Annotated in this window: 22 protein-coding genes; 7 read left to right on the top strand and 15 right to left on the bottom strand. The window is 42.3% G+C overall.

Translation table 11 applies throughout. The features are described 5' to 3' along the window. Positions 1 to 7: 7 nt before the first annotated feature. The 9 genes from BDD43_RS24275 to BDD43_RS24235 all read right to left on the bottom strand — a co-directional run bounded on the left by BDD43_RS24275 (position 8) and on the right by BDD43_RS24235 (position 7116). Complete coding sequence (locus tag BDD43_RS24275; protein WP_121200561.1) at positions 8 to 691, bottom strand: type 1 glutamine amidotransferase domain-containing protein; 684 nt, start codon at positions 689 to 691, stop codon at positions 8 to 10. Between the two features lie 25 nt (positions 692 to 716). Further along, positions 717 to 1712: an NADP-dependent oxidoreductase gene (locus tag BDD43_RS24270; RefSeq protein WP_121200559.1), complete on the bottom strand. Its 996-nt coding sequence runs from the start codon at positions 1710 to 1712 to the stop codon at positions 717 to 719. Between the two features lie 16 nt (positions 1713 to 1728). Beyond that, complete coding sequence (locus BDD43_RS24265) at positions 1729 to 1980, bottom strand: hypothetical protein (protein ID WP_121200557.1); 252 nt, start codon at positions 1978 to 1980, stop codon at positions 1729 to 1731. After that, the gene (locus BDD43_RS24260; protein WP_121200555.1) at positions 1977 to 2252 is read right to left on the bottom strand and encodes a hypothetical protein; all 276 of its coding nucleotides are present in this window, start codon (positions 2250 to 2252) and stop codon (positions 1977 to 1979) included. Before BDD43_RS24260 ends, BDD43_RS24265 begins: the two co-directional genes overlap by 4 nt. Positions 2253 to 2270: 18 nt before the next feature. Further along, positions 2271 to 2570, bottom strand: coding sequence for a hypothetical protein (locus BDD43_RS24255; protein WP_008513120.1), 300 nt, complete (start codon positions 2568 to 2570; stop codon positions 2271 to 2273). Positions 2571 to 2723: 153 nt separating this feature from the next. After that, positions 2724 to 3407 (bottom strand): ABC transporter ATP-binding protein, encoded by a 684-nt coding sequence (locus BDD43_RS24250; protein ID WP_121200553.1) that lies wholly within the window; start codon positions 3405 to 3407, stop codon positions 2724 to 2726. Between the two features lie 15 nt (positions 3408 to 3422). Continuing rightward, complete coding sequence (locus tag BDD43_RS24245) at positions 3423 to 4667, bottom strand: ABC transporter permease (RefSeq protein ID WP_121200552.1); 1245 nt, start codon at positions 4665 to 4667, stop codon at positions 3423 to 3425. Positions 4668 to 4672: 5 nt separating this feature from the next. Continuing rightward, entirely contained in the window at positions 4673 to 5767 is a 1095-nt protein-coding gene (locus BDD43_RS24240) for an efflux RND transporter periplasmic adaptor subunit (RefSeq protein WP_121200550.1), read from the bottom strand. Between the two features lie 38 nt (positions 5768 to 5805). After that, positions 5806 to 7116 (bottom strand): TolC family protein, encoded by a 1311-nt coding sequence (locus BDD43_RS24235; RefSeq protein WP_121200548.1) that lies wholly within the window; start codon positions 7114 to 7116, stop codon positions 5806 to 5808. 247 nt (positions 7117 to 7363) lie between these two features. On the opposite strand from BDD43_RS24235, the gene BDD43_RS24230 reads away from it, so the two are divergent. The 5 genes from BDD43_RS24230 to BDD43_RS24210 all read left to right on the top strand — a co-directional run bounded on the left by BDD43_RS24230 (position 7364) and on the right by BDD43_RS24210 (position 10715). Then, complete coding sequence (locus tag BDD43_RS24230) at positions 7364 to 8440, top strand: aldo/keto reductase (protein WP_121200546.1); 1077 nt, start codon at positions 7364 to 7366, stop codon at positions 8438 to 8440. A 41-nt stretch (positions 8441 to 8481) separates the two neighbouring features. Beyond that, positions 8482 to 9060: a hypothetical protein gene (locus BDD43_RS24225; protein WP_121200544.1), complete on the top strand. Its 579-nt coding sequence runs from the start codon at positions 8482 to 8484 to the stop codon at positions 9058 to 9060. Positions 9061 to 9269: 209 nt separating this feature from the next. Beyond that, entirely contained in the window at positions 9270 to 9485 is a 216-nt protein-coding gene (locus tag BDD43_RS24220; RefSeq protein ID WP_211339729.1) for an SHOCT domain-containing protein, read from the top strand. A gap of 60 nt (positions 9486 to 9545) precedes the next feature. After that, positions 9546 to 10205, top strand: a complete 660-nt coding sequence (locus BDD43_RS24215) for a BON domain-containing protein (protein WP_008513130.1) — start codon at positions 9546 to 9548, stop codon at positions 10203 to 10205. Positions 10206 to 10331: 126 nt separating this feature from the next. Then, positions 10332 to 10715, top strand: a complete 384-nt coding sequence (locus BDD43_RS24210) for a DUF6799 domain-containing protein (RefSeq protein WP_121200541.1) — start codon at positions 10332 to 10334, stop codon at positions 10713 to 10715. A 215-nt stretch (positions 10716 to 10930) separates the two neighbouring features. On the opposite strand, the gene BDD43_RS24205 is transcribed toward BDD43_RS24210, so the two are convergent. After that, positions 10931 to 11635 (bottom strand): VIT1/CCC1 transporter family protein, encoded by a 705-nt coding sequence (locus BDD43_RS24205; RefSeq protein WP_121200539.1) that lies wholly within the window; start codon positions 11633 to 11635, stop codon positions 10931 to 10933. A 247-nt stretch (positions 11636 to 11882) separates the two neighbouring features. Here BDD43_RS24205 and BDD43_RS24200 point away from each other — a divergent pair, with 247 nt between their 5' ends. Together BDD43_RS24200 and BDD43_RS24195 are read left to right on the top strand one after the other, a co-directional pair. Next, positions 11883 to 12377 (top strand): hypothetical protein, encoded by a 495-nt coding sequence (locus BDD43_RS24200; protein ID WP_121200537.1) that lies wholly within the window; start codon positions 11883 to 11885, stop codon positions 12375 to 12377. Between the two features lie 47 nt (positions 12378 to 12424). Then, the gene (locus BDD43_RS24195) at positions 12425 to 13102 is read left to right on the top strand and encodes a DUF6629 family protein (RefSeq protein WP_121200535.1); all 678 of its coding nucleotides are present in this window, start codon (positions 12425 to 12427) and stop codon (positions 13100 to 13102) included. 853 nt (positions 13103 to 13955) lie between these two features. Here BDD43_RS24195 and BDD43_RS24190 read toward each other — a convergent pair. From BDD43_RS24190 to mgtA, 5 genes are all read right to left on the bottom strand, one after another. Beyond that, positions 13956 to 15338: an NAD-dependent succinate-semialdehyde dehydrogenase gene (locus tag BDD43_RS24190; RefSeq protein ID WP_121200533.1), complete on the bottom strand. Its 1383-nt coding sequence runs from the start codon at positions 15336 to 15338 to the stop codon at positions 13956 to 13958. A gap of 37 nt (positions 15339 to 15375) precedes the next feature. Next, positions 15376 to 16413 (bottom strand): alcohol dehydrogenase AdhP, encoded by a 1038-nt coding sequence (gene adhP / locus BDD43_RS24185; RefSeq protein WP_121200531.1) that lies wholly within the window; start codon positions 16411 to 16413, stop codon positions 15376 to 15378. A 157-nt stretch (positions 16414 to 16570) separates the two neighbouring features. Continuing rightward, the gene (locus BDD43_RS24180; RefSeq protein WP_121200529.1) at positions 16571 to 16837 is read right to left on the bottom strand and encodes a hypothetical protein; all 267 of its coding nucleotides are present in this window, start codon (positions 16835 to 16837) and stop codon (positions 16571 to 16573) included. Positions 16838 to 16920: 83 nt separating this feature from the next. Then, a complete protein-coding gene (locus BDD43_RS24175; protein WP_121200527.1) occupies positions 16921 to 17322 on the bottom strand; it encodes a hypothetical protein in 402 nt (133 codons plus the stop codon). A gap of 210 nt (positions 17323 to 17532) precedes the next feature. Next, the gene (gene mgtA / locus BDD43_RS24170) at positions 17533 to 20070 is read right to left on the bottom strand and encodes a magnesium-translocating P-type ATPase (RefSeq protein ID WP_121200526.1); all 2538 of its coding nucleotides are present in this window, start codon (positions 20068 to 20070) and stop codon (positions 17533 to 17535) included. Position 20071: the final 1 nt, after the last annotated feature.

The following is a 20071-nucleotide window of genomic DNA, read 5'->3' as shown; positions in this document are numbered from 1 at the left end:
GGATTGGTTATTTTTTAGCTAAAGATTTTAATAATAATTTAGCGGCTTGTTCCGAGGATGCCGGGTTTTGGCCGGTGATCAACAAGCCGTCTTGCCTCACATAGGAACCCCAGTCTGGCCCTTTACTATACAGGCCGCCTAATTTTTTCAATTCATCTTCTACCAGGAAGGGAACAATATCGGTTAACTGAACAGCTTCTTCTTCTGTGTTGGAGAACCCGGTTACGGCTTTACCTTTTACCAAAGGCCTGCCATCCGGTAATTTAACTTTCATTAATACGCCCGGCGCATGGCAAACAAAAGCAACGGGCTTGTGGTGCGCATAAAAATCTTCTATTAGTTTGATAGAAGCACTATCGTTGGCCAGATCCCACAAAGGCCCATGCCCGCCGGGATAGAATACGGCATCATAATGCATTTCGTTTACGGTATTTAACGGAAGTGTATGACCTAATTTATCTTTAAGGTCCTTGTCGCTGTCAAATCTTTGCGTAGCCGCCGTTTGTGCATCCGGACTTTCGCTTTTGGGATCGATAGGCGGCTGGCCGCCTTTAGGCGATGCAAGCGTTATTTCTGCCCCGGCATCTGCCAGTACATAGTAAGGTGCTGCAAACTCTTCTATCCAGAAGCCGGTTTTCTTACCGGTTTTCCCCAATTCACTATGGGAGGTCAATACCATTAATACTTTCATAATTGAATTTTATAGTTTTACAGAATCAAATTTTTACAACCATTTTCCCTTCATTGCTTCCTTCAAACAACCCCATGAAGGCCTGCGGGATATGATCAAATCCTTTGTAAATGGTTTCGTGATAAGTGAGTTTACCCGCCATTAACCATTCCGTTAATTGCCTGGTTGCCTCAGGAAACTGAGCAGCAAAATCACTAACAATGAATCCCTGGATGAGTGCGCTCTTTTTGACCAGGACGGGCTGGATATACGGGCCCAATACCGGAGTCGCATCATTGTAGAGCGAAATTGCGCCGCATAAGGGGATACGCGCGTGTTTATTGATGTTGTTCAAAACATCGTCTGATATTTTGCCACCAACATTGTCAAAATAAATATCAACCCCATTTGGGCACGCTGCATTAATGGACCGGGTCAGATCCACCGTATTTTTATAGTTAATGGCTTCATCAAAATGGAATTTTGATTTGAGCAATTGCACCTTTTCATCCGAGCCTGTGATACCAACAACCCGGCATCCCAGCAGTTTACCTACCTGCCCAACAATACTGCCTACGGCACCAGCCGCACCCGAAACAACTAAGGTTTCGCCCGGTTTTGGTAAGCCTATCTGCGTAAGCCCTAAATAGGCCGTAAGGCCGGTCATGCCCAAAACGCCCAGGTAGGCCGTTAAGTAGGCGGGATCGTTCGGTATGATCCGCAGCCCTTTCCCGTCAGATACCTGGTATTCTTTCCACTCCAAGTTTCCCAGAACAAAATCGCCTATTTTAAATAACGTGTTGTTGGAATCGACGACCTCAGCGATGATACCCGACTGTAATGGTTTGTTTAATTCAAATGGTGGAATATACGACTCCGCGTCATTCATTCTTCCACGCAGGTAGGGATCAACCGAAACATAAATTGTTTTCAGCAACACCTCACCATCATCGGCTGTCGGCATTTCTTCGATGTTAGTCTTGAAATCACCGAGCTCTGCTTTCCCCACCGGTCTTTTATATAAAACGATCACTTTGTTCATAGTCTTTATAATTATTTTAAGCAAATATTGATTTGAGTTGATTTCTGATGGATGTGTTTTCAATGCAATCTGCTACGGCTTTTAATACCGGCTTATCCAGGTGGGTTTTGCTCCACTGCATCCATTCGTTATCACATCTGTATAGGAAAGTTTCCTTGCCATCGTGAAATTGAACGCGCCATACTATCCATTTCCTGAAGCGGGTTGACGTAACGTGCAGAAGCTTGAAAACTTCAGTTTCGCCTGTTTGAATGATCTCGTAACTCATGGTAGGTCTTCTTTTAGCTTATTCATAAGAAACCATTCGGGTTTTTTATTTTTGATCAAGGCACCCAATTTCCCTACGTATGCAAGCGTAAAAAACTTCATACTGGCCTGTTCCACTATCCATGAACAATCAGGCCGGTAGGTTAAAATCATTGGCTGCGCTTTACCTCTTACGGTTTCCACTTTAAACCGGCAGAACTTGCTGTCTATAGGGGTTACGATCACACTTAATGGCATATTATAAACCTGTATATTGATTTCAAACCCTGACATTTTCGGACAAATAAGCTGTTAAACCATTAAATATTTTAGGATGCGGGTTCTCTTCGGTCGCGGATTAGAGGGGGGACCTATTGTAGCCAGCAGGTTTTCGTCAAGTGTTCGGCTAATTTCTTCACCGACCATTTGCCAGAATTCCTGAGTAATACTGTGATCATCCTCAGCATGCCAGTTGCCGTCTCTAAACTTGATTACAACTTTTCTGCCCTGCGGCGTCAAAACAGACCATCCTTCTCCGGTAGGTGTGTCTACTTTGTAAACCTCAAGCTCTAGTATCGTACCTGTCTGCGTTTCATTTAATGTGATCTTCATATTTGCCGGAAAAAAAGCGAATTAAAACTTAAACTATTGATAGTTAAAGATTGCCTTTTAAAAGTGTTTAGGTATTACATAATCTTACAAATAGCTTACATGATTCACACATTTGAGAGGGGGAAGAATAACATTGCTGAATAGCGTGATTCTTTATTTTCCAAGTATTGTTCCGTCGATCATCTCGATCACCCGGTCTGAATTTTCAGCAAAGTCATTGTCATGCGTAACAACGATGATCGTTTGGCCAAGCTCATGTGCCAGTTGCTGGAAAGTTTCAAATACGATCGCTGAATTTTTGGAATCCAGGTTCCCTGTCGGCTCATCTCCCATGATAATGAGCGGATCATTGATCAACGCGCGGGCTATCGCTACCCGCTGCTGCTGGCCGCCCGATAACTTGGAAGATGGTTTCAGGGCCTGATCTTTCAACCCCAATAACGTTAGCTTAGCATAGGCTTTTTCTTCTATCTCCTTTCTTGACAGCATCCCGAGCTTTAAGGCAGGTATCATCACGTTTTTGAGGCAGCTAAACTCGGGCAACAGGTAATGAAACTGAAACACGAACCCTATTTTTTCGTTCCGTAAAATAGCCAGATCATCTTTATCCTGTCCGGTAATGAGCTTATCTTCTATCTTAAGTATCCCTTCATAATTTGTATCCATGGTAGAAAGAATATAAAGCAAGGTAGATTTACCGCAGCCTGACTTCCCGATCAAAGTGGCAAATTCACCCTTGTTGATGGTGAATGAAATATCGTTTAACACTTTGAATTTTACCGGGTCGTAAAAATACTTCTCTATTTTATCGGCTTGCAATATCGGTTCGGCTGCCATTGGATGGGGTTAACGTTATTTTCTAAAGATGGATACTGGGTCAACGTTTGCGGCTTTCATCGCAGGGATCAATCCGGCTAACAGGGTTATACCCATTCCAAGCATTATGCTTCTCAGGTAAACGGCCGGTTCAAACCCAATAGGGAAATAGCCTATATCGCCGCCGATATAGGTTTTGGATAGTTCCCAAACAAAAAGCCAGGATAATAAGCACCCCATCAATAAGCCGATCATACCTATTGTAAATGCCTGAAGTACAAATATTCGGATAACATCGCGCCCACGGAAACCCATTGCTTTCAGTATCGCGATATCGTTGATCTTTTGACTGATAGTCATGTTCAATATATTGTAAATACCAAAACCCGCAACCAAAAGAATGGATAAAGATATACCGGTGATCACGATCTCCCGCATAGCTGATCCGGCTACCAGTGTTTGATTAGCAGATTGCCAGTCTTCAGCCCGGTAGCCTGTAAGTTTGGAGAATTGGACCGCGTAGAAAGGTGCGCTGTTAAAATCAGTTACATCCACATTGATGTCACTCACGTAGGTCGGGCTTTGTTTAAGTAACTGCCTGGCCGCGCTGATACCGATATAAGATTTCGTTTTATCCACACCGGAATTTTTGGTCTGAAAAATACCGGCAACCTTCATTACCTTGATTACATTTCTGGATGAGGTAAGCGTGATATTATCGCCTGTTTTAACATTCATTTTATCGGCAATTCCTGAACCGAGCAATATACCATTGGGAATGGTATTCAAATCAGTCATATTCCCTTCAACAACGGTAGACTGAATATTAAACATCTTGTCCGCGTCTTCAATATTCACCCCGGAGGCAATTCCATTGATCAGCGATTGCCCATTGTTATAAAACACTGTTACGGTTACCTGAGGGCTAACAACGCTTACGTGCGGTTGCTGTTTCAATAAAGAGACGATCTGATCCGGGTTGATTATTTTGTCGCTTTGCGGTATAACCCTGGGGTTTACGATGATGGCTAACTGTTTGCCGGTTTTGTCATTACTAATCAATGACCTGCTTATTTCGTCGTCTTTATAGATCCGGATATGCGGGGTGGTTTTGAATATCGAAGCATCTGTTGACCTGGAGAAACCGGCTGTCATCGAACTCATGAAAATATAAACAGCTATGCCTATCGTCACACCCAATGCCGCAACCAGGGTTAGTTTTTTTTGATTGACGATATAGGTAAATGATATTTCCGAATCAATATGGTGGTTGTATTTCATGGCTGTTATTTGTTGTCCAGAATTAATATATCCTGCTCATTAATACCGCCCAATATTTCCACCCATTCTGATGAAACAATGCCTGTTTTGACCTGGACTACTTTTTTATCTTTTAGCGTCACCTTATCTCCGTATGATAAATAGTTACGGGGTATAACCAATGCGTTTTTCTTCTCACCGGTTATGATATTGGCCTCTAATTGTGTACCGGCTATTCGAAAATCAAGGCTGTCTGTAAAATAAGCCTTAACTAAAAACGATTGTGTTCCGGTATCAAAAGACGGCAGTATTTCGTGTAACACCGCTTTATAGGTTTTATGCTTATTGGTATTGAGTTTAACAATAACCGTCTGGCCTGTTTTCAAACTGGCCATATTGCTTTCATCCACGCTTAATTTTGCGTAGATCAGTTTTTGGCTCGCGACAACAGCTATTACATCGCCCTTGCGTACATAATCACCTAATTGCTTCTGCTTTTCATAAACCCTGCCCCGGATTATCGCCCTCACCTGATTCTGATCTTTTACGATGGTATTTACATTGGCAATGGACCGCTGAGTAACCGCCTGTTGCTGCGCGGTTATTTGCATGCTGTTATATTGCTGTCGCAAAGCAGCTAAAGCCGCATTAGAGGTTGTTGCGGTTAAAACTGTATTTTCATATTCCAGCTGAGAAACACTGTTAGCGGTATAAAGCCTTTTATAACGGCCAGCCTGCAATTGGTCTAACTTCAGCTTTGCCTCGGCGGCAGCTATGTTAGCTTTGATCTGTAATAAGGCAGGTGCCGAAGGCAGCGTGTTTTGTTGAGCGATGCTGCTCAATACTCGCGCACTGCTTGCATTTGCCAGGTTCTGACCATTATCGATCACAGCAAGCAGTTCCCCGGGCATAACCTCATCACCTTCATTAAAATCTATGCTTACAATGAAACCGTCGGTCTGAGCAGTGAGCCTGTTCTCTCCGTCTGCTTCCAGTACGCCTGAAGCAAATACCATTTCTACGAGGTCTTTTCTGACCGGGCGGATTTGCTCGACCATCTGTTTACAAGAAACGGCGTTTATTGCTATGCTAATGATAAAGAAATGAAAGTATCTTTTCATGATATGATATCAAACCGTTAGGGTATAAAAGTGTATTTTCATTTGAGTGTATTGCTGATATGAATATTAGTATAGGCATAAGCACATGCTGCATATTGTGTCGCTGTGTTAATGCCTGCGGTAAACCAGTCGTTTAAGGAGTTGAGCAGATCGGTCGCAGATAAAATTCCTTCTTTGTAGATGTTGAGATTTTTAAGATAGCTGTCCTTTTTCAAGGCCTCGATTTGCAAAGCCAAACGGTAACTGCCCAGCGACTTTTGATACTCCAGCCGCAGTTGGTTATTATTAATCTTATCCTGTATCCGGGCATGCTCCAGGTTATTACCTGCTATAATGATATTAATACGCGCATTTTTTACCGCGGTGAGCTTACTGACATCAGGGACAAGTGGCAGGGTGACCCGCAATCCTATATAATTACTGGCAAACCATTGGCTGTTATCAAAAAAACGCTTTGTTGTATTCTGTTGCAAGGCAAAGCTGCTGAACAAGGTGACCGTTGGTAAAAACGATCTTAAAACAGCCCGTAAATCAGCCTCCTGGTAGTTTTTTTGCCATTGCTGCTGATTTTGGAGCAGGTCGCCATAGGCTTCAGGTATATCATCATTATTAACTAATGCCAGCCCTTTGTCCTGTATTTGCAAATCAGTATCGCTGTCAATATCGCAAAGTAATTTGATGGTATTATACTGTTCCAACAATTGCACTTGCAATTGCTGCAGCTTGTCTGTTACGGAAAGCGAATTGGCAATTGCGTTATTGACATCCTGTGACCGCGCAACCCCTTCGTTAAGCTTATTTTTCATGATGTTCGTCAACGTATCGGCATTTAATAAACTGTTTTGGGTAACCGTTATCTGCCTTTCACAGGAGACAGCATTAAGAAAAGCGGCGGCAAGATTTTCATAAAGGCTTTTTCTGGAGATGAGATGGCTAAAGTGAATCAGCTGTTCATTAGCCCGGGCAGTTTTAACTTTAGCTTCAGCGCCTAAATTCAGCAGGTCTATTTGCGGGTTAATATTAAGGTTACTCACATATTGCTGGCCAAAAGTTACCTTTTGAAAAGTCCCTGCCGGCCCGCCGAATATTTCAGCCGGTATAAAAGTAGTCCCTAATTTAGTGTTATCCGTGGCAGAGAAATTAGCATCACTTTTTAAATTCCATGTGCTCAGTTTTGCTGCCAGTGTTTGGTATTTGGAAAGAATATTTTCCTGTGTGGCGTTTTTAAACACACTGCTGTGTGCATCCGCGTAGATAAATGCCTCATCTACCGTTCGGAAAGAGATCTTGCCCTGTGCACCTGCAGGCAGGCAAAAACCAACTAATATAACCACAATGAGCTGACGCATAATAAGCTGTAAAAATGGCGAGTTGTGGTTCCTCGAGCATTACACAAATCTGTTTATAGCTTACATCATTCACACATTGTCGTATCCTGTTGATGTGTGAATGATGTAATTAATTGAAAGAATTACATAATACCCCAGCTGTTAAAAGTAAGCAGTTTTGTATCAACAAGTTATTGCAGGAAGCATTCAGGGATGCCGTTAAATCTTAAAACAGTCTATCATTTAAATATCTATAAAACGGAAAAACATGTCACTAAATTCATTTGTAACGCTCGGTCATTCGGGTCTTCGTGTTAGCCGCCTTGTCATGGGCGCCATGACTTTCGGTGAGGAAACCGGCTTTGGCAGCGATGCTAAACAATCAGATCAGGTATTATCTAAATACCTGGAACTCGGAGGCAATTTTATCGATACGGCCAACATTTACACCAAAGGCCATTCCGAAAAAATCATTGGCGACTATTTCGCGAAGGAAAAAGCGAAAAGAAACCGGGTAGTTATTGCATCCAAATTCATGGGCAATCTTTATGCAGGCGACCCGAACGGGGGAGGAGCCGGACGAAAAGCTATTTTCGATCAGTGCCATGAATCGTTACGCCGGCTGCAGACGGACTATATTGATCTGTACTGGCTGCATGCCTGGGATAGATTAACGCCTATTGAAGAAACCATGAGCGCATTAAATGACCTGGTCCGTGAAGGGAAAATAAGATACATCGGGTTTTCAGATGTACCCGCATGGAAGGCTGCGCAGGCACAGGTTATGGCGAAGGCGAATAACTGGGCACCAATAATAGCCCTTCAGTTGGAATACTCCTTATTGGAAAGAACGATAGAAGGTGAACACGTTGAAATGGCAGCAGAACTGGGCATGGGTATCATCCCCTGGAGCCCGCTCAAAAGCGGACTTTTAAGCGGGAAGTTTACTAAAGCCACGCCGATGTCTGGTGTCAGATCTTATTTTATAGGGAAAGTGACAGATCATCAGTATGCCATTATTGATGAAGTGGTCAAAATTGCAAAAGAGCTGGATACGAAGCCGGCTATTGTCGCATTGGCCTGGGTTCAGCAAAAAAGTGGTGTAAGCGCGACCTTATTGGGTGCCAGGACGCTGGAGCAACTGGAATCAAATGTTAAATCAATGGATCTTAAACTACCGGAGTCGGCGATAAAGCGTTTGGATGAGATCTCAAAACCAACACTGAATTTCCCATACGATTTCCTTGGCAATACAATTAATCTCTCTCAAGCCGGTACGACGGTTAATGGCATACCATCACAAATTACACCGATGACGCCGGCAAATGATGCCGAACGGCATTAAACATATCCACCCAAATAATTCACTTCTACAATCAATTTAAAATGAAAAAGATCATCATCACTTTAGTGGCTATCCTAAGTACAGGATTTTTAGCCAGCGCACAAATACAAAAAGGCAACGTAATGGTTGGCGGCAATTTTGCCAACATTAATCTTGGACTCAATGATCCGAAAATATTTAGCCTTGACATTACACCCAAAGCCGCATGGTTTATCCAGGATAATGTCGCATTGGGCGGATATGTAAATTTGGGCATCCAGACCGCCAAGGGTTCCAACACAACGACCAGTTATGGTGCCGGTGCTTTGGGCAGATATTATACCGGTTCGGATGTTGCAGTACTTAAACACGGGCGCATTTTTGTGGAAGCCACGGCTGGTATTGGTGGTGTCAATGTAAGTAATGGTGGCGGAAACACTAACGGACTTAACCTAAGTGCAGGACCGGGTTTTGCCTACTTTATAACGCCCAATATAGGCCTGGAAACACTGTTGAAATATAATGGACTGGTCGGATTTGGCAGTCAGGCCTATCAGAGCAATCTGAATTTATCATTCGGTTTACAAATATATCTTCCAGGCAGCTCAACAGCCAAAAAAATAAAAAGTGATATGAATTAGTATTCTTTTTAGACAAAATGTTGCCGTGGAAATTAAACTCTTCCATACAGAACTTCTCGGCCTGTTATTTAATAATCAAGGCATCGTGTTACACCTCAACCAAGTGTGAATGATGTAATTAATTCAAATAATTCCGTAACAGATCATCCGCCCAAAGGCGGCAGATTTGCAGTGTTCTCAATCAATAAATCATTTAAAAAATTAATATTATGTTTTACTACAACAACTTTTGGGGGATGGATTTTATCTGGTGGTTCATATGGATCATGCTGCTGATCTGGATCTTCGCCATACCCTACGATATTCCATTTCAGCGAAATGCCAAGAACAGCCCTTTGGACATATTACAAAAGCGGTTTGCATCCGGTGAGATCAGTAGGGATGATTACGACGAAAGAAAAAAGATCATTTTGGCCGACCTGTAATTTAAACCAGTAAAATTAAATACGCAACAAATACACATCTATTATTAAAAATTAAACAAAATGAAAACTAATCAGGAATTACAAAAAGACGTTCAGGATGCCATCAGATGGGAACCGTTATTGAACGCAGCAGAAATTGGTGTTACAGCCAAAGATGGTGTGATCACACTAACAGGTACTGTTGATAGTTACTACAAAAAGGTGGAAGCTGAAACCGCCGCCAAAAATGTAGCCGGCGTGAAAGCGGTAGCGGAAGAAATAACCATTAAATATGGCGATTATGGTAAAAAAAGCGACACTGAAATTGCCAACGAAGTATTAAATGCCTGGAAATGGAATTGGGAAGTTCCCGAAGAAAAAATAAAGGTAAAAGTGGAAAATGGCTGGGTTACTTTGGAAGGTGAATTACAGTGGAATTACCAGCGCGAAGCAGCCAAAAAAGCCATCAATACGCTTTCTGGCGTTTTGGGTGTTTCTAACAACATCAAGATCAAATCTGAAAGCCATGATGCCATCGAAAAAAAGGACATCGAATGTGCTCTGGAGCGTAATTCATCAATTGATGATCTTGATATAACGGTAGATGTTAAAGGAAGCAATGTAAAGCTGACCGGAACAGTTAATTCGTTTTACGCTAAAGACGAAGCTGAGCAGATTGCCTGGAATGCCCCGGGTGTCTGGACAGTAGATAACGAACTGGTTATCGAATACGATAACTAGGGTGTAGCTAAGAAAAGAGCGGAGGGGAATTCTCTCCGCTTTTTTTATTTCCAAGACCTTGTAAGTCTATAAAAATATTATCTGCCCCGATTCAGGGTAATTATCAAATCAACTAAATATAAGAACATGAAAAAAATATTAATTGCGCTAACCGCTATGGCATTAAGTTGTAGTGCTATGGCACAGACAAAAATGAATGATACCACTACCATCAAAAAAACTTCTAAAACTGCGCATAGAAAGTCCTCTAAAACCATGCATAAAATGAAAATCGAAAATGGTTTAATGATGATGGATGGCAAGATGATGACCAGGCAAGATGGCAAAAATACCCCCATGACAGAAGATAAAACTTTGGCTAACGGGACTAAAGTGATGCCGGACGGTACTGTAGAAATGAAGGATGGCAAAAAAGTCCAGCTGAAAGAAGGAGAGTGTGTGATGATGGATGGAAAAATACAAACCATGCCAGCAAAAAAAATCAAAAAGAAAGCAACCCCCAAAATATAAAACCCCTATACTTATCTGATAAAACCTGGCTTCAAATGCCGGGTTTTGTCGTTCTACAAGCTATCAGCTTTAAACCACCTATGCTTTTATAGTCATTTGGGTTAAGCGCTATTCAGTACGCTGTGACTTTTTTAATTGGAATTTATAAATGCGGTGAACTGCTTAGCAGAATATAAATATCTAAAAGCTTTTTTATTGTACCAACCCCATATGATCTAGGAAGCACTAACTCCAAAAAGATGACCAACCAGTGCGGTTACGCCCATTGCAACCGTTCCCCAGAAACCTATTCTGAGCACAGCCTTAGCGATATTTGAACCACCAGCCCTGGCGGCAACAGCGCCCAGAACCATCAGGAAAAGAATTGAAAAACCATATTGCAGATACACCATATATTTTATAGCTGCAAAAATGGAAACGAGAAACGGCAAAAGTGCCCCCATGGTAAATGACGCCAAGGAAGCTAGGGCAGCTTGTAGTGGATTTGCTGTAGTAATCTCGTTCATACCGAGTTCATCCCTTGCGTGTGCCTGAAGGGCATCATGCTTGGTGAGCTGAATAGCAACCTGATGAGCCAGTTTGGCATCAAGCCCGCGCTTTACATAAATATCAGCGAGTTCCTCTAATTCGATATCAGGCATTTGGTGAAGTTCCTCGCGTTCTCTACTTAGGTCTGCGCTTTCGGTGTCTGCCTGGGAACTCACCGACACGTATTCACCTGCCGCCATCGACATCGCCCCGGCCATCAGTCCGGCTAAAGCAGCAAGTACGATCGCGTGCCTGGCAGGTGAAGCTGCGGCAACACCAATGACGATGCTGGTCGTTGAAAGTATGCCATCATTGGCCCCAAGTACCGAAGCCCGAAGCCATCCCATACGGGTAACATAATGTTTTTCTACGTAGTTGTTGGTTTTTGCCATCTAATTTGAAAATCTAAAATTCTTAGTCCGGCACTTTTAATTTTTAACGCTGATCACATTGGCCGCTCATCGGTTAAGATAGCCAAATTTCGGATGATACCGGCAAAGCAGACACCTATAACGCCATTTGTATTGCCTTTTAATTGGCCGATATGTGAATCATGTAACTATTAATTGGAATTGCGTAATACCGGCACCTGAGAATCCGGCAATTTTGTAAGGTTATACATTCAGTTAATTAATCACCATGAAAAAAGCACTATTAATTTTTACGTTTATCGCCGCTTCGATTTCGGTCATCAGTTGTAATCAGGCCTCGAAAAAGGATCTCAAAAATGCTAACGATAATTTTAAAGCAGGAAATAAAGAGCTGAAGGACGCAGCTACTGATGCAGATAGCGTTGGAAAAAGTGATGCAAAGGCAGATTGGGCAAAATTTAAAGCGCAATCAGAAAGTTCGATTTTAGCAATGAATAAAAGAGTTGACACCATTAAGCTAAGTATAGCTAAAACAAATAAAAGAGATCAGAAAAAACTTGCTTACGATCTAAATAAGACCAGGCAAAAAATAGACACATTACAATCCCATTTGGATCAGCAGGATATCAAATTCAACAAAAGCTTATCCAAATTCGACGCATCAGTAAAAGCAAAGAATGATTCTTTCAAAAGGGAATTCGACCACGACACGAAAGAGCTTGGTACGGCTTTAAAAGATATCTTTAAAGATAATGTGAAGTAAAAACTCACTCTTTCCCTTTCAACGATTGCTTATCTTATCCGCTAAATATGTGCTTTTCCGCCACCGCAAGCTTCGGAGCTGGTGTTGCTTTAACCGTGATCGGTGTTGCATCATTAAAAAAAGTGCAGCATCCCTCACAGATTCTATTTGCCGCCATACCTTTGATTTTTGCGGTACAGCAGATCGCGGAAGGGGTGCTATGGCTCATCCTTCCGCATCCTGCCTTATTACATTTGCAAAAATATATCACCTATTTCTTCCTGGTCTTTGCTCAAATCATCTGGCCTTTGTGGTTACCGGTTGCCGTACTTCTACTGGAGAAATCAAAAACACGCAGGTTATTTCAGAAAATACTTATTGGCATTGGCTTACTCGTATCCGGGTACCTCACTTATTGTTTAATTCATTACCCGGTGCACGCCGACATCAACTGCTATCATATTGCTTATGAACAAGTTTATCCAGCAAAACTCAGGGTTATGGGCGGCCTTCTGTACATTATTGCGACAATCGCACCACCGCTTTTTTCTCATATTAGAAGGATGTGGATATTGAGTCTGACTGTTTTTATTTCTTATATCATAACAACCGTGTTTTATGACAATTATGTCGTTTCTGTTTGGTGCTTTTTTGCATCCGTTGTCAGCTTGTCTGTGTATTTCATCATGCGCGAAGTGTCAGAAATCGATAAGGCATTCTATAAATCGTACGTAAGGGACAAGTAAAAATAGGTTCGTAAAAAAAATCATGCAACAACTTGATTGTGATATCAAACATGACCGCAGATGACGATGGTCATCCCCAATAAAAAAAATATTCAGCAAATTTGATCAATGCCAAAAGGCAACATCAACAGCTATGAAACTATTATTTATTCGATACTGTCCTCCATTTTACGTAATTGTAGATATAGTCAGACAACTTTTAAACCAATAGTTTGAAATGAGGATTTAAGTGACACATGCCTTTCATTTGCTGTAAATAAATGATTAAATATCAGCTTAAAAAGCTATCTGTTCAAATAATACAGTTTTTAATCCGAAGTGGAAGTCGCAGGAGATATCATTAGAGAGCAAATGGCATGTTAAAACGGTTTTGAGGGAAGTTTGGTTCAGAAGTTTTAGATGACAGGAACGGCCCGGTGATCGAAAATTATAAAAAATAATTGTTTTATTATACCATTACGAGGGAGGGCCATCAATCTCCATTTGAGATTATTTCAGTAAAAAGCTAAACTATGATTATACCTACACGGCTAATCTATTTTCAGCAGTCGGGAAGTAAATGTTGAGCACTAACTGATTTTCCTTAAAATTGAAAGAGTAGAAGAGTTACTAATTTACAATAAGTTTTCAATCGCACATATATCCTATAAACTATAGTACGACAGTGTAGCCCACCGCTGCCTTTAATTTAAACAGATAACCGTTTAAATATCCAAACATTTCAAAAGATTTAAAGAGTGAAGCATTAATTACACACAGGAAGTATGAAGGAAATTCATTACAGGTATTTCCCGGATTCGCATCGTCAGGAAATACCCATATGAAATTGCAATTTGCCCGCAAGTAGTGCGGATTAAAATGGATCTGAAAGCGCGCTTGTGCGAATTAACTTTTTGTTTACAAATTCGTCGATACCCAACTCGGAAAGTTCACGGCCATATCCTGAACGCTTGGTCCCACCAAAAGGTAGGTCAGCCTGTGTCCAGGTTGGGTGGTTAATGAACACCATACCAGTATCTATCTGGTCTGCTACATGCTCGCCACGTTTCACGTCCTTCGTAAACACGGACCCCCCCAAACCAAACGGTGAATCATTGGCGAGTTTAATTGCTGCCTGCTCATCCTTAACGCGGTAAAAAGATGCCACGGGTCCAAAAAGTTCCTCATGATATACGGACATACCCGGTTTGATATCAGTTAAAATGGTCGGATTCATAAATGCTCCCGGGCGTTCCGGCCTTTTCCCACCGAGCACTACGGTGGCACCTTCAGCTACGGCTTTATTAACCTGTCCTTCTATTTGTACTGCGGCCGCTTCGCTGCTTAACGGACCTAGTTCTGTTTTCGGATCCATCGGGTCACCAACGATGATCGCGGATAATTTATCCTTGAATTTAGCCAGGAATTCGTCGGCGATAGCTTCAACAGCGATAAAACGCTTGGCTGCCACACAGCATTCCCCGTTGTTATTTAACCTGCCTACAACGGCCCATTCTACTGCTTTATCGATATCAGCATCCTCCAGGATAATAAAGGCATCACTGCCGCCTAATTCCAGCACAGATTTTTTCAAATGTTTACCTGCTTCGGCAGCAATGCTGGCACCAGCTTCTTCACTTCCGGTAAGGGATACACCTTTTATTCTGTCATCAGCAACCAAGGCAGAGGCACGTCTACCTGATATCAATAAGTTGGTATAAAGTCCTGCGGGCGCACCAGCTTCTTTAAATAAGTCCTCAATGGCGATGCCGCATTGCGGAACGATTGACGCATGTTTTACTAAAATAGTATTCCCGATCATGATGTTGGGTGCTGCAAAGCGCGCTACCTGGTATAATGGAAAGTTCCAGGGTTCCACCCCAAATAAGACACCAATAGGACTGTGGCGAATGAATGCTTTGCCATGTTCGGGGTTTAAATGCTTGTCGCCAAGAAATTTTTTGGCATTTGTTGCATAATAGTCGATTATATCAGCGCTTAAAATAACTTCGCCTTCCGCTTGTGCAAATAACTTGCCCATTTCAAGGGTAATTAGTGTGGCCAATTGTTCTTTTTTCTCCCGCATCAGGGAGGCCACTTTATGTAGAAGAACTGCACGTTGCTCGTAGCTGGTTTTACGCCATTCAGTGTAGGCACTTTCAGCCTGCGCTACAGCAGCGTCAACTGCTTTGTCACTCATTTCATCAAAAGATTTGACAACATTATTGGTATTCGGATTAACTGTTTGTATGGACATGATTTGTAGTTTTAAAAATTAACTCAGAATTATTGTATTATGATGGCTTGGCGATCTCCAGCACGATCCTGCCGCTGATATCCCCCTTTTTCATATCATCAAATACCGTATTAATATCTTCCAGCTTAGCCGCATGAACCGTGGCTTTCACCTTGCCCTCTAAAGCAAATGAAATAGCCTCCTCCAAATCTTTTCGCGTACCAACGATGGAACCGCGGATAGTAGTGCCGTTAATTACGGTATCAAAAATGGAGAGATCGAAACTTCCGGCAGGCAAACCGTTTAAGGAGAGTACGCCCTTACGTCTCAGTGCCGAAAGCCCTTGTTTAAAAGCAATTGGTGAGGGTGCAGTAACCAATACGCCGTGCATACCACCGGTTTCCTTTTTCAAAAATGTACCCGGGTCTTGTTCTTTGGCATTCACTACCAGATCGGCACCCAGGCTTTTTGCCAGTGCCAGCTTGTCGTCAGCAATATCAATGGCTGCCACGTGGAAGCCCATAGCTTTGGCATACTGAACAGCCAGGTGGCCTAAGCCCCCGATACCTGAAATGGCTACCCATTCTCCTGATTTTGCATCAGTTTGTTTTAAACCTTTATACACGGTTACTCCTGCACAAATAATAGGAGCCATTTCTGTGAAATTGATATTTGGAGGAAAATGGGCCACATAGCCGGCGTCGGCAACAACATATTCAGCAAAGCCACCATCGACACTGTAACCGCCATTTTGCTGAGTTTCGCAAAGCGTTTCCCAGCCGGTATAGCAATAATCACAGTTGCCGCAGGCGCTGTATAACCATGGAACGCCTACAATGTCACCTTCCTTGATATGCTTCACGCCACGTCCTAAAGCAACCACATATCCCAATGCCTCGTGCCCGGGAATTAACGGCATCATTGGTTTCGCGGGCCAGTCTCCCTGGCAGGCGTGCAGATCGGTATGGCAAACACCACAGGCGATCACCTTAACTAAGATTTGATTTTCGCCAGGCTCTTTGACCGGCATTTCCTCAATGTGTAAAGGCTGCCCGAATCCACGGATAACGGCGGCTTTCATTGTTTTAGGAATCATAGCGTTTTTAATATAAGTGGATGTGTAGACAACTAATTTTGCTAAAGGTGGGAATACATGAGTCAGCTGATGTTATACAAAAGCTTAATTTAGTTACATCATTCACACATTCACCGCTCAATCAGAACCAGGTCTATGGGCTTAAAGATGTGGTGTTTTAACGTCCAAACAATGTTTTTACGATCTTAAAACTACAATTCCAGGAACCATTCCTTACCTCGAATAATACATCATCATTTCTTTCCGGAAAATGCTCTTTTACACATCGGGTGATAGTTTGCTTTACCAAGGCGAAAACCGGCCTGAAATTATCCTCCTTCCGAAGTACATTGACGATAATATGATTCCCAAATACTTCCAGACTCCAGCCGGATGAACATTTTTCGCGTATGATGTTAAGCATGTTGGCCTGAAGTATTTCCATTTTTAAGTATAGTGAAATTAATAAGGTAGCTTGACCCTGTTTTAACCCTTAAAGAGGATTCAGCTATTAGCTTTGTTTCGAGCTTATTCTTCCTGATTTTCGATGGCGGCGGTTATGGCCTCCTTTAAACCATAATCCATACCGTTGCCTAAAAGACTTACCCAGTTATGGGGCAAATGTTCAAACCAACAAATTGATGCCCCAGGGCTTAATATGCTAAAAAGCACAACTTTGTAAATATGATTACTACTTCCATATTTTACCTTCATCACTTTAGTGTGATGTATCAGCGCTAAGTAATTAAACTTTATCGTGAATATTTTAAATGTGGATAAGGCAGTTTGTGTTTCCTCCTGGGGTTCACTATCGGGTGTATAAAGAATTATAGGTTTCGGGATCGTCTCATCTGTAACTTCTCGGTTTTTATTATCTAATGGGAGCCTTACTGAATAAATGGCGGGTTTGTAAACTTCGGTCAACAGCATTGTTTTATAATAAAGTATATGGTAAGAATCATTAAAGGCGACAACGATATTAAAGAAGATCAACACTGTTTAATATATTCAAATGTGAGTATAGTCTAGGAAAGGCGTATTACATCAATAACTTTAAAAGTTACATCATTCACACATTAAAAAGAGGATTGATTAAATGGGCCAACTCTTTAAGTAGAACAAACCAGGCAACTGCCATATTTACTTTGCGGTTCCTTTATTTAATTTTCTGTAAAACCATCTTTTGGCAAGTTCCGCTGCTGCTACATAACAAATGACGACCAACAGCATCCAGCCATATAGTGTTACAGGTATTTTAATAAACCCAAATAACGATGCTAAAGGTGTGGCAGGTAGTGCTAATACCAGAAGTAAAACAAAAGCAGTCGCAGCCGACAGATATCTGCCAGGCATGCTTTTAAAGAAGGGTAGTCTGGTCCGTACAACCAATACAATCAGGATGGCAGATATGACTGACTCGATGAACCATCCTGTCTGAAACGTCTTTTCCTTTACATGCAGAAATAATAATAGAATACCAAAAGTGACGTAGTCAAACACGGAACTTAACAGGCCAAAGGTGAGCATGAAACGCCTGATAAAACGCATGTCCCAATGTTGCGGCGATTGGATATTGATCTCATCAACCTTATCGGTTGATATCGCCATTTCAGGGAAGTCAGTTAACAGATTGGTCAATAGGATCTGCTTGGGTAGCAAAGGTAAAAATGGCAGAAAAAGCGAAGCTCCGGCCATGCTAAACATATTTCCAAAATTGGCGCTGGTAGCCATAAAGATATACTTCATGGTATTGGTAAAGGTCCGCCGGCCTTCAACAATGCCTTTTGTCAGCACATCCAGGTCTTGGCTCAACAATACAATGTCTGCCGCTTCTTTGGCCACGTCAACCGCTGTATTTACAGAGATTCCCACATCTGCAGTATGCAACGCCGTGGCATCATTGATGCCATCTCCCATAAAGCCGACTACCTTCCCGGCCTTTTTGAGCATAACAATGATCCGTTCTTTTTGATTCGGCTCTACTTCCGCGAAAATATCCGTCAACGGGGCCTGATGGATCAGGGCTGCATTACTCATTTTTTGCAATGCGGCTCCGGTCAGTATCTGTGGTTTTTTAATACCGATCTGTAATGCAAGGCTTTTTGCTACCAGGGCGTTGTCGCCGGTGATGATCTTTAGCCCGACCCCAAGCTTATTCAGGTTGCTTAAAATTTCAGCTACATGTGCTTTGGGCGGATCAAACAAGGTCACAAAACCCAAAAAAGTCATTTCCTTTTCGTCCTCCCGGGTAAAGTCATGAGCGGCTTCGCCGGGTTTATAGGCAACTCCCAAGGTACGCAGGCCGGCTTCGCTTAACTTGTCATATTGCTGGAGTATCGACTTTTCTTTGTCTTCGATGGGACCAATTTTTCCGTCACTGGTTTCAACCTGTGTGCAAATGGACAAGATAATTTTTAAAGCTCCTTTGGTGATAGCGATATTTTGTGTTTCGTTGTTTACCTGTATCGTCAATCGCTTGCGGATAAAATCATAAGGGATTTCTGCCTGGACTTTAAAGGTATTCGGTGGTCCCTTATAACCTGAAGCTATGGCTTCGTCAATCGGATTATGAAATCCCTGCTGCAAGGAAGCGTTAAGCCAGGCATATTGCATTACCTTGTCGCTGTGCACCCCATTAATATCCAGGGTATCCTTCAGATTTACTTTTCCCTCTGTTATTGTTCCTGTTTTGTCCGAACAAAGGATATTCATGGCACCAAAGTTCTCAATAGCCGAAAGCCGTTTGACGATCACCTGCAATTTCGCCATACGCCTTGCGCCTGTAGACAGATTTACACTGATGATTGCAGGTAATAACTGCGGGGTGAGGCCAACGGCCAGCGCCAGGGAAAATAAAAAAGAATCGAGCACAGGTTTATGTAAAAACACATTGACCGCAAAGATGATCAGCACCATTAACAAGGTAATCTGCATGAGCATATAGCCGAATTTACGTATGCCTTTCTCGAAATCTGTTTCGGGTGCTTTAGATTGTAAGCCCAGGGAAATCTTGCCAAATTCTGTCTGAACGCCAGTTTTAATTACCAGGGCTGTTGCTTTACCACTGATGACATGGGAACCCATAAACAAAGCATTGCTTCTTTTAGAGAGTGGGGTATCGACAGGCAGTTCACCACAAAGTTTTTCAACAGGATAGGTTTCACCTGTAAAGGCGGCCTCGTCAACGAACAATTCCCGGGAGTTTATCAATAAGCTGTCACCCGGAATAAGATCGCCTGCGGATAAGATAACCAGGTCACCCGGTACCACTTCTTCCACCGTTATTTCCTTTTTCTTTCCGCCACGTAAAACATCGCAATGCAACTGTACTAATTTCAGCAATTCTTTTACGGCATTTGCTGCGCCTTTTTCCTGCCAGAAACCAAGGAAACTGCTGATCAGTACAATCGTTAAAATAATAACCGTATCCATTACATCGCCCAAAGACGCGGACAGTAGCGCCGCTACGATCAGCATGATGGTCACGGGGCTTTTAAATTGAGCTAAAAACAAAAAAAAGACAGAATATCGGGAATTAGTTTTTATCGTGTTGCTTCCATACTCCCCTATTCTTTTGGCAGCTTCCTGTTCCTCCAGGCCGGATTCACCGGTGTTCAACATTTTGAAAGCCGCCTCCTGGCTAAATTGCCAAAAGGCTTTGTATTGATCCGTTCCCATG

It is taken from the genome of Mucilaginibacter gracilis (assembly GCF_003633615.1).
In the GTDB taxonomy this organism is placed as follows: domain Bacteria; phylum Bacteroidota; class Bacteroidia; order Sphingobacteriales; family Sphingobacteriaceae; genus Mucilaginibacter; species Mucilaginibacter gracilis.
This window is presented reverse-complemented; position numbering and strand designations above follow the sequence as displayed.

Bases quoted from the DNA above. Each gene is read 5' to 3' on its own strand.
- BDD43_RS24275 (WP_121200561.1), bottom strand. From the start codon at position 691: ATGAAAGTATTAATGGTATTGACCTCCCATAGTGAATTGGGGAAAACC.
- BDD43_RS24270 (WP_121200559.1), bottom strand. From the start codon at position 1,712: ATGAACAAAGTGATCGTTTTATATAAAAGACCGGTGGGGAAAGCAGAG.
- BDD43_RS24265 (WP_121200557.1), bottom strand. From the start codon at position 1,980: ATGAGTTACGAGATCATTCAAACAGGCGAAACTGAAGTTTTCAAGCTT.
- BDD43_RS24260 (WP_121200555.1), bottom strand. From the start codon at position 2,252: ATGTCAGGGTTTGAAATCAATATACAGGTTTATAATATGCCATTAAGT.
- BDD43_RS24255 (WP_008513120.1), bottom strand. From the start codon at position 2,570: ATGAAGATCACATTAAATGAAACGCAGACAGGTACGATACTAGAGCTT.
- BDD43_RS24250 (WP_121200553.1), bottom strand. From the start codon at position 3,407: ATGGCAGCCGAACCGATATTGCAAGCCGATAAAATAGAGAAGTATTTT.
- BDD43_RS24245 (WP_121200552.1), bottom strand. From the start codon at position 4,667: ATGAAATACAACCACCATATTGATTCGGAAATATCATTTACCTATATC.
- BDD43_RS24240 (WP_121200550.1), bottom strand. From the start codon at position 5,767: ATGAAAAGATACTTTCATTTCTTTATCATTAGCATAGCAATAAACGCC.
- BDD43_RS24235 (WP_121200548.1), bottom strand. From the start codon at position 7,116: ATGCGTCAGCTCATTGTGGTTATATTAGTTGGTTTTTGCCTGCCTGCA.
- BDD43_RS24230 (WP_121200546.1), top strand. From the start codon at position 7,364: ATGTCACTAAATTCATTTGTAACGCTCGGTCATTCGGGTCTTCGTGTT.
- BDD43_RS24225 (WP_121200544.1), top strand. From the start codon at position 8,482: ATGAAAAAGATCATCATCACTTTAGTGGCTATCCTAAGTACAGGATTT.
- BDD43_RS24220 (WP_211339729.1), top strand. From the start codon at position 9,270: ATGTTTTACTACAACAACTTTTGGGGGATGGATTTTATCTGGTGGTTC.
- BDD43_RS24215 (WP_008513130.1), top strand. From the start codon at position 9,546: ATGAAAACTAATCAGGAATTACAAAAAGACGTTCAGGATGCCATCAGA.
- BDD43_RS24210 (WP_121200541.1), top strand. From the start codon at position 10,332: ATGAAAAAAATATTAATTGCGCTAACCGCTATGGCATTAAGTTGTAGT.
- BDD43_RS24205 (WP_121200539.1), bottom strand. From the start codon at position 11,635: ATGGCAAAAACCAACAACTACGTAGAAAAACATTATGTTACCCGTATG.
- BDD43_RS24200 (WP_121200537.1), top strand. From the start codon at position 11,883: ATGAAAAAAGCACTATTAATTTTTACGTTTATCGCCGCTTCGATTTCG.
- BDD43_RS24195 (WP_121200535.1), top strand. From the start codon at position 12,425: ATGTGCTTTTCCGCCACCGCAAGCTTCGGAGCTGGTGTTGCTTTAACC.
- BDD43_RS24190 (WP_121200533.1), bottom strand. From the start codon at position 15,338: ATGTCCATACAAACAGTTAATCCGAATACCAATAATGTTGTCAAATCT.
- adhP (WP_121200531.1), bottom strand. From the start codon at position 16,413: ATGATTCCTAAAACAATGAAAGCCGCCGTTATCCGTGGATTCGGGCAG.
- BDD43_RS24180 (WP_121200529.1), bottom strand. From the start codon at position 16,837: ATGGAAATACTTCAGGCCAACATGCTTAACATCATACGCGAAAAATGT.
- BDD43_RS24175 (WP_121200527.1), bottom strand. From the start codon at position 17,322: ATGCTGTTGACCGAAGTTTACAAACCCGCCATTTATTCAGTAAGGCTC.
- mgtA (WP_121200526.1), bottom strand. From the start codon at position 20,070: ATGGGAACGGATCAATACAAAGCCTTTTGGCAATTTAGCCAGGAGGCG.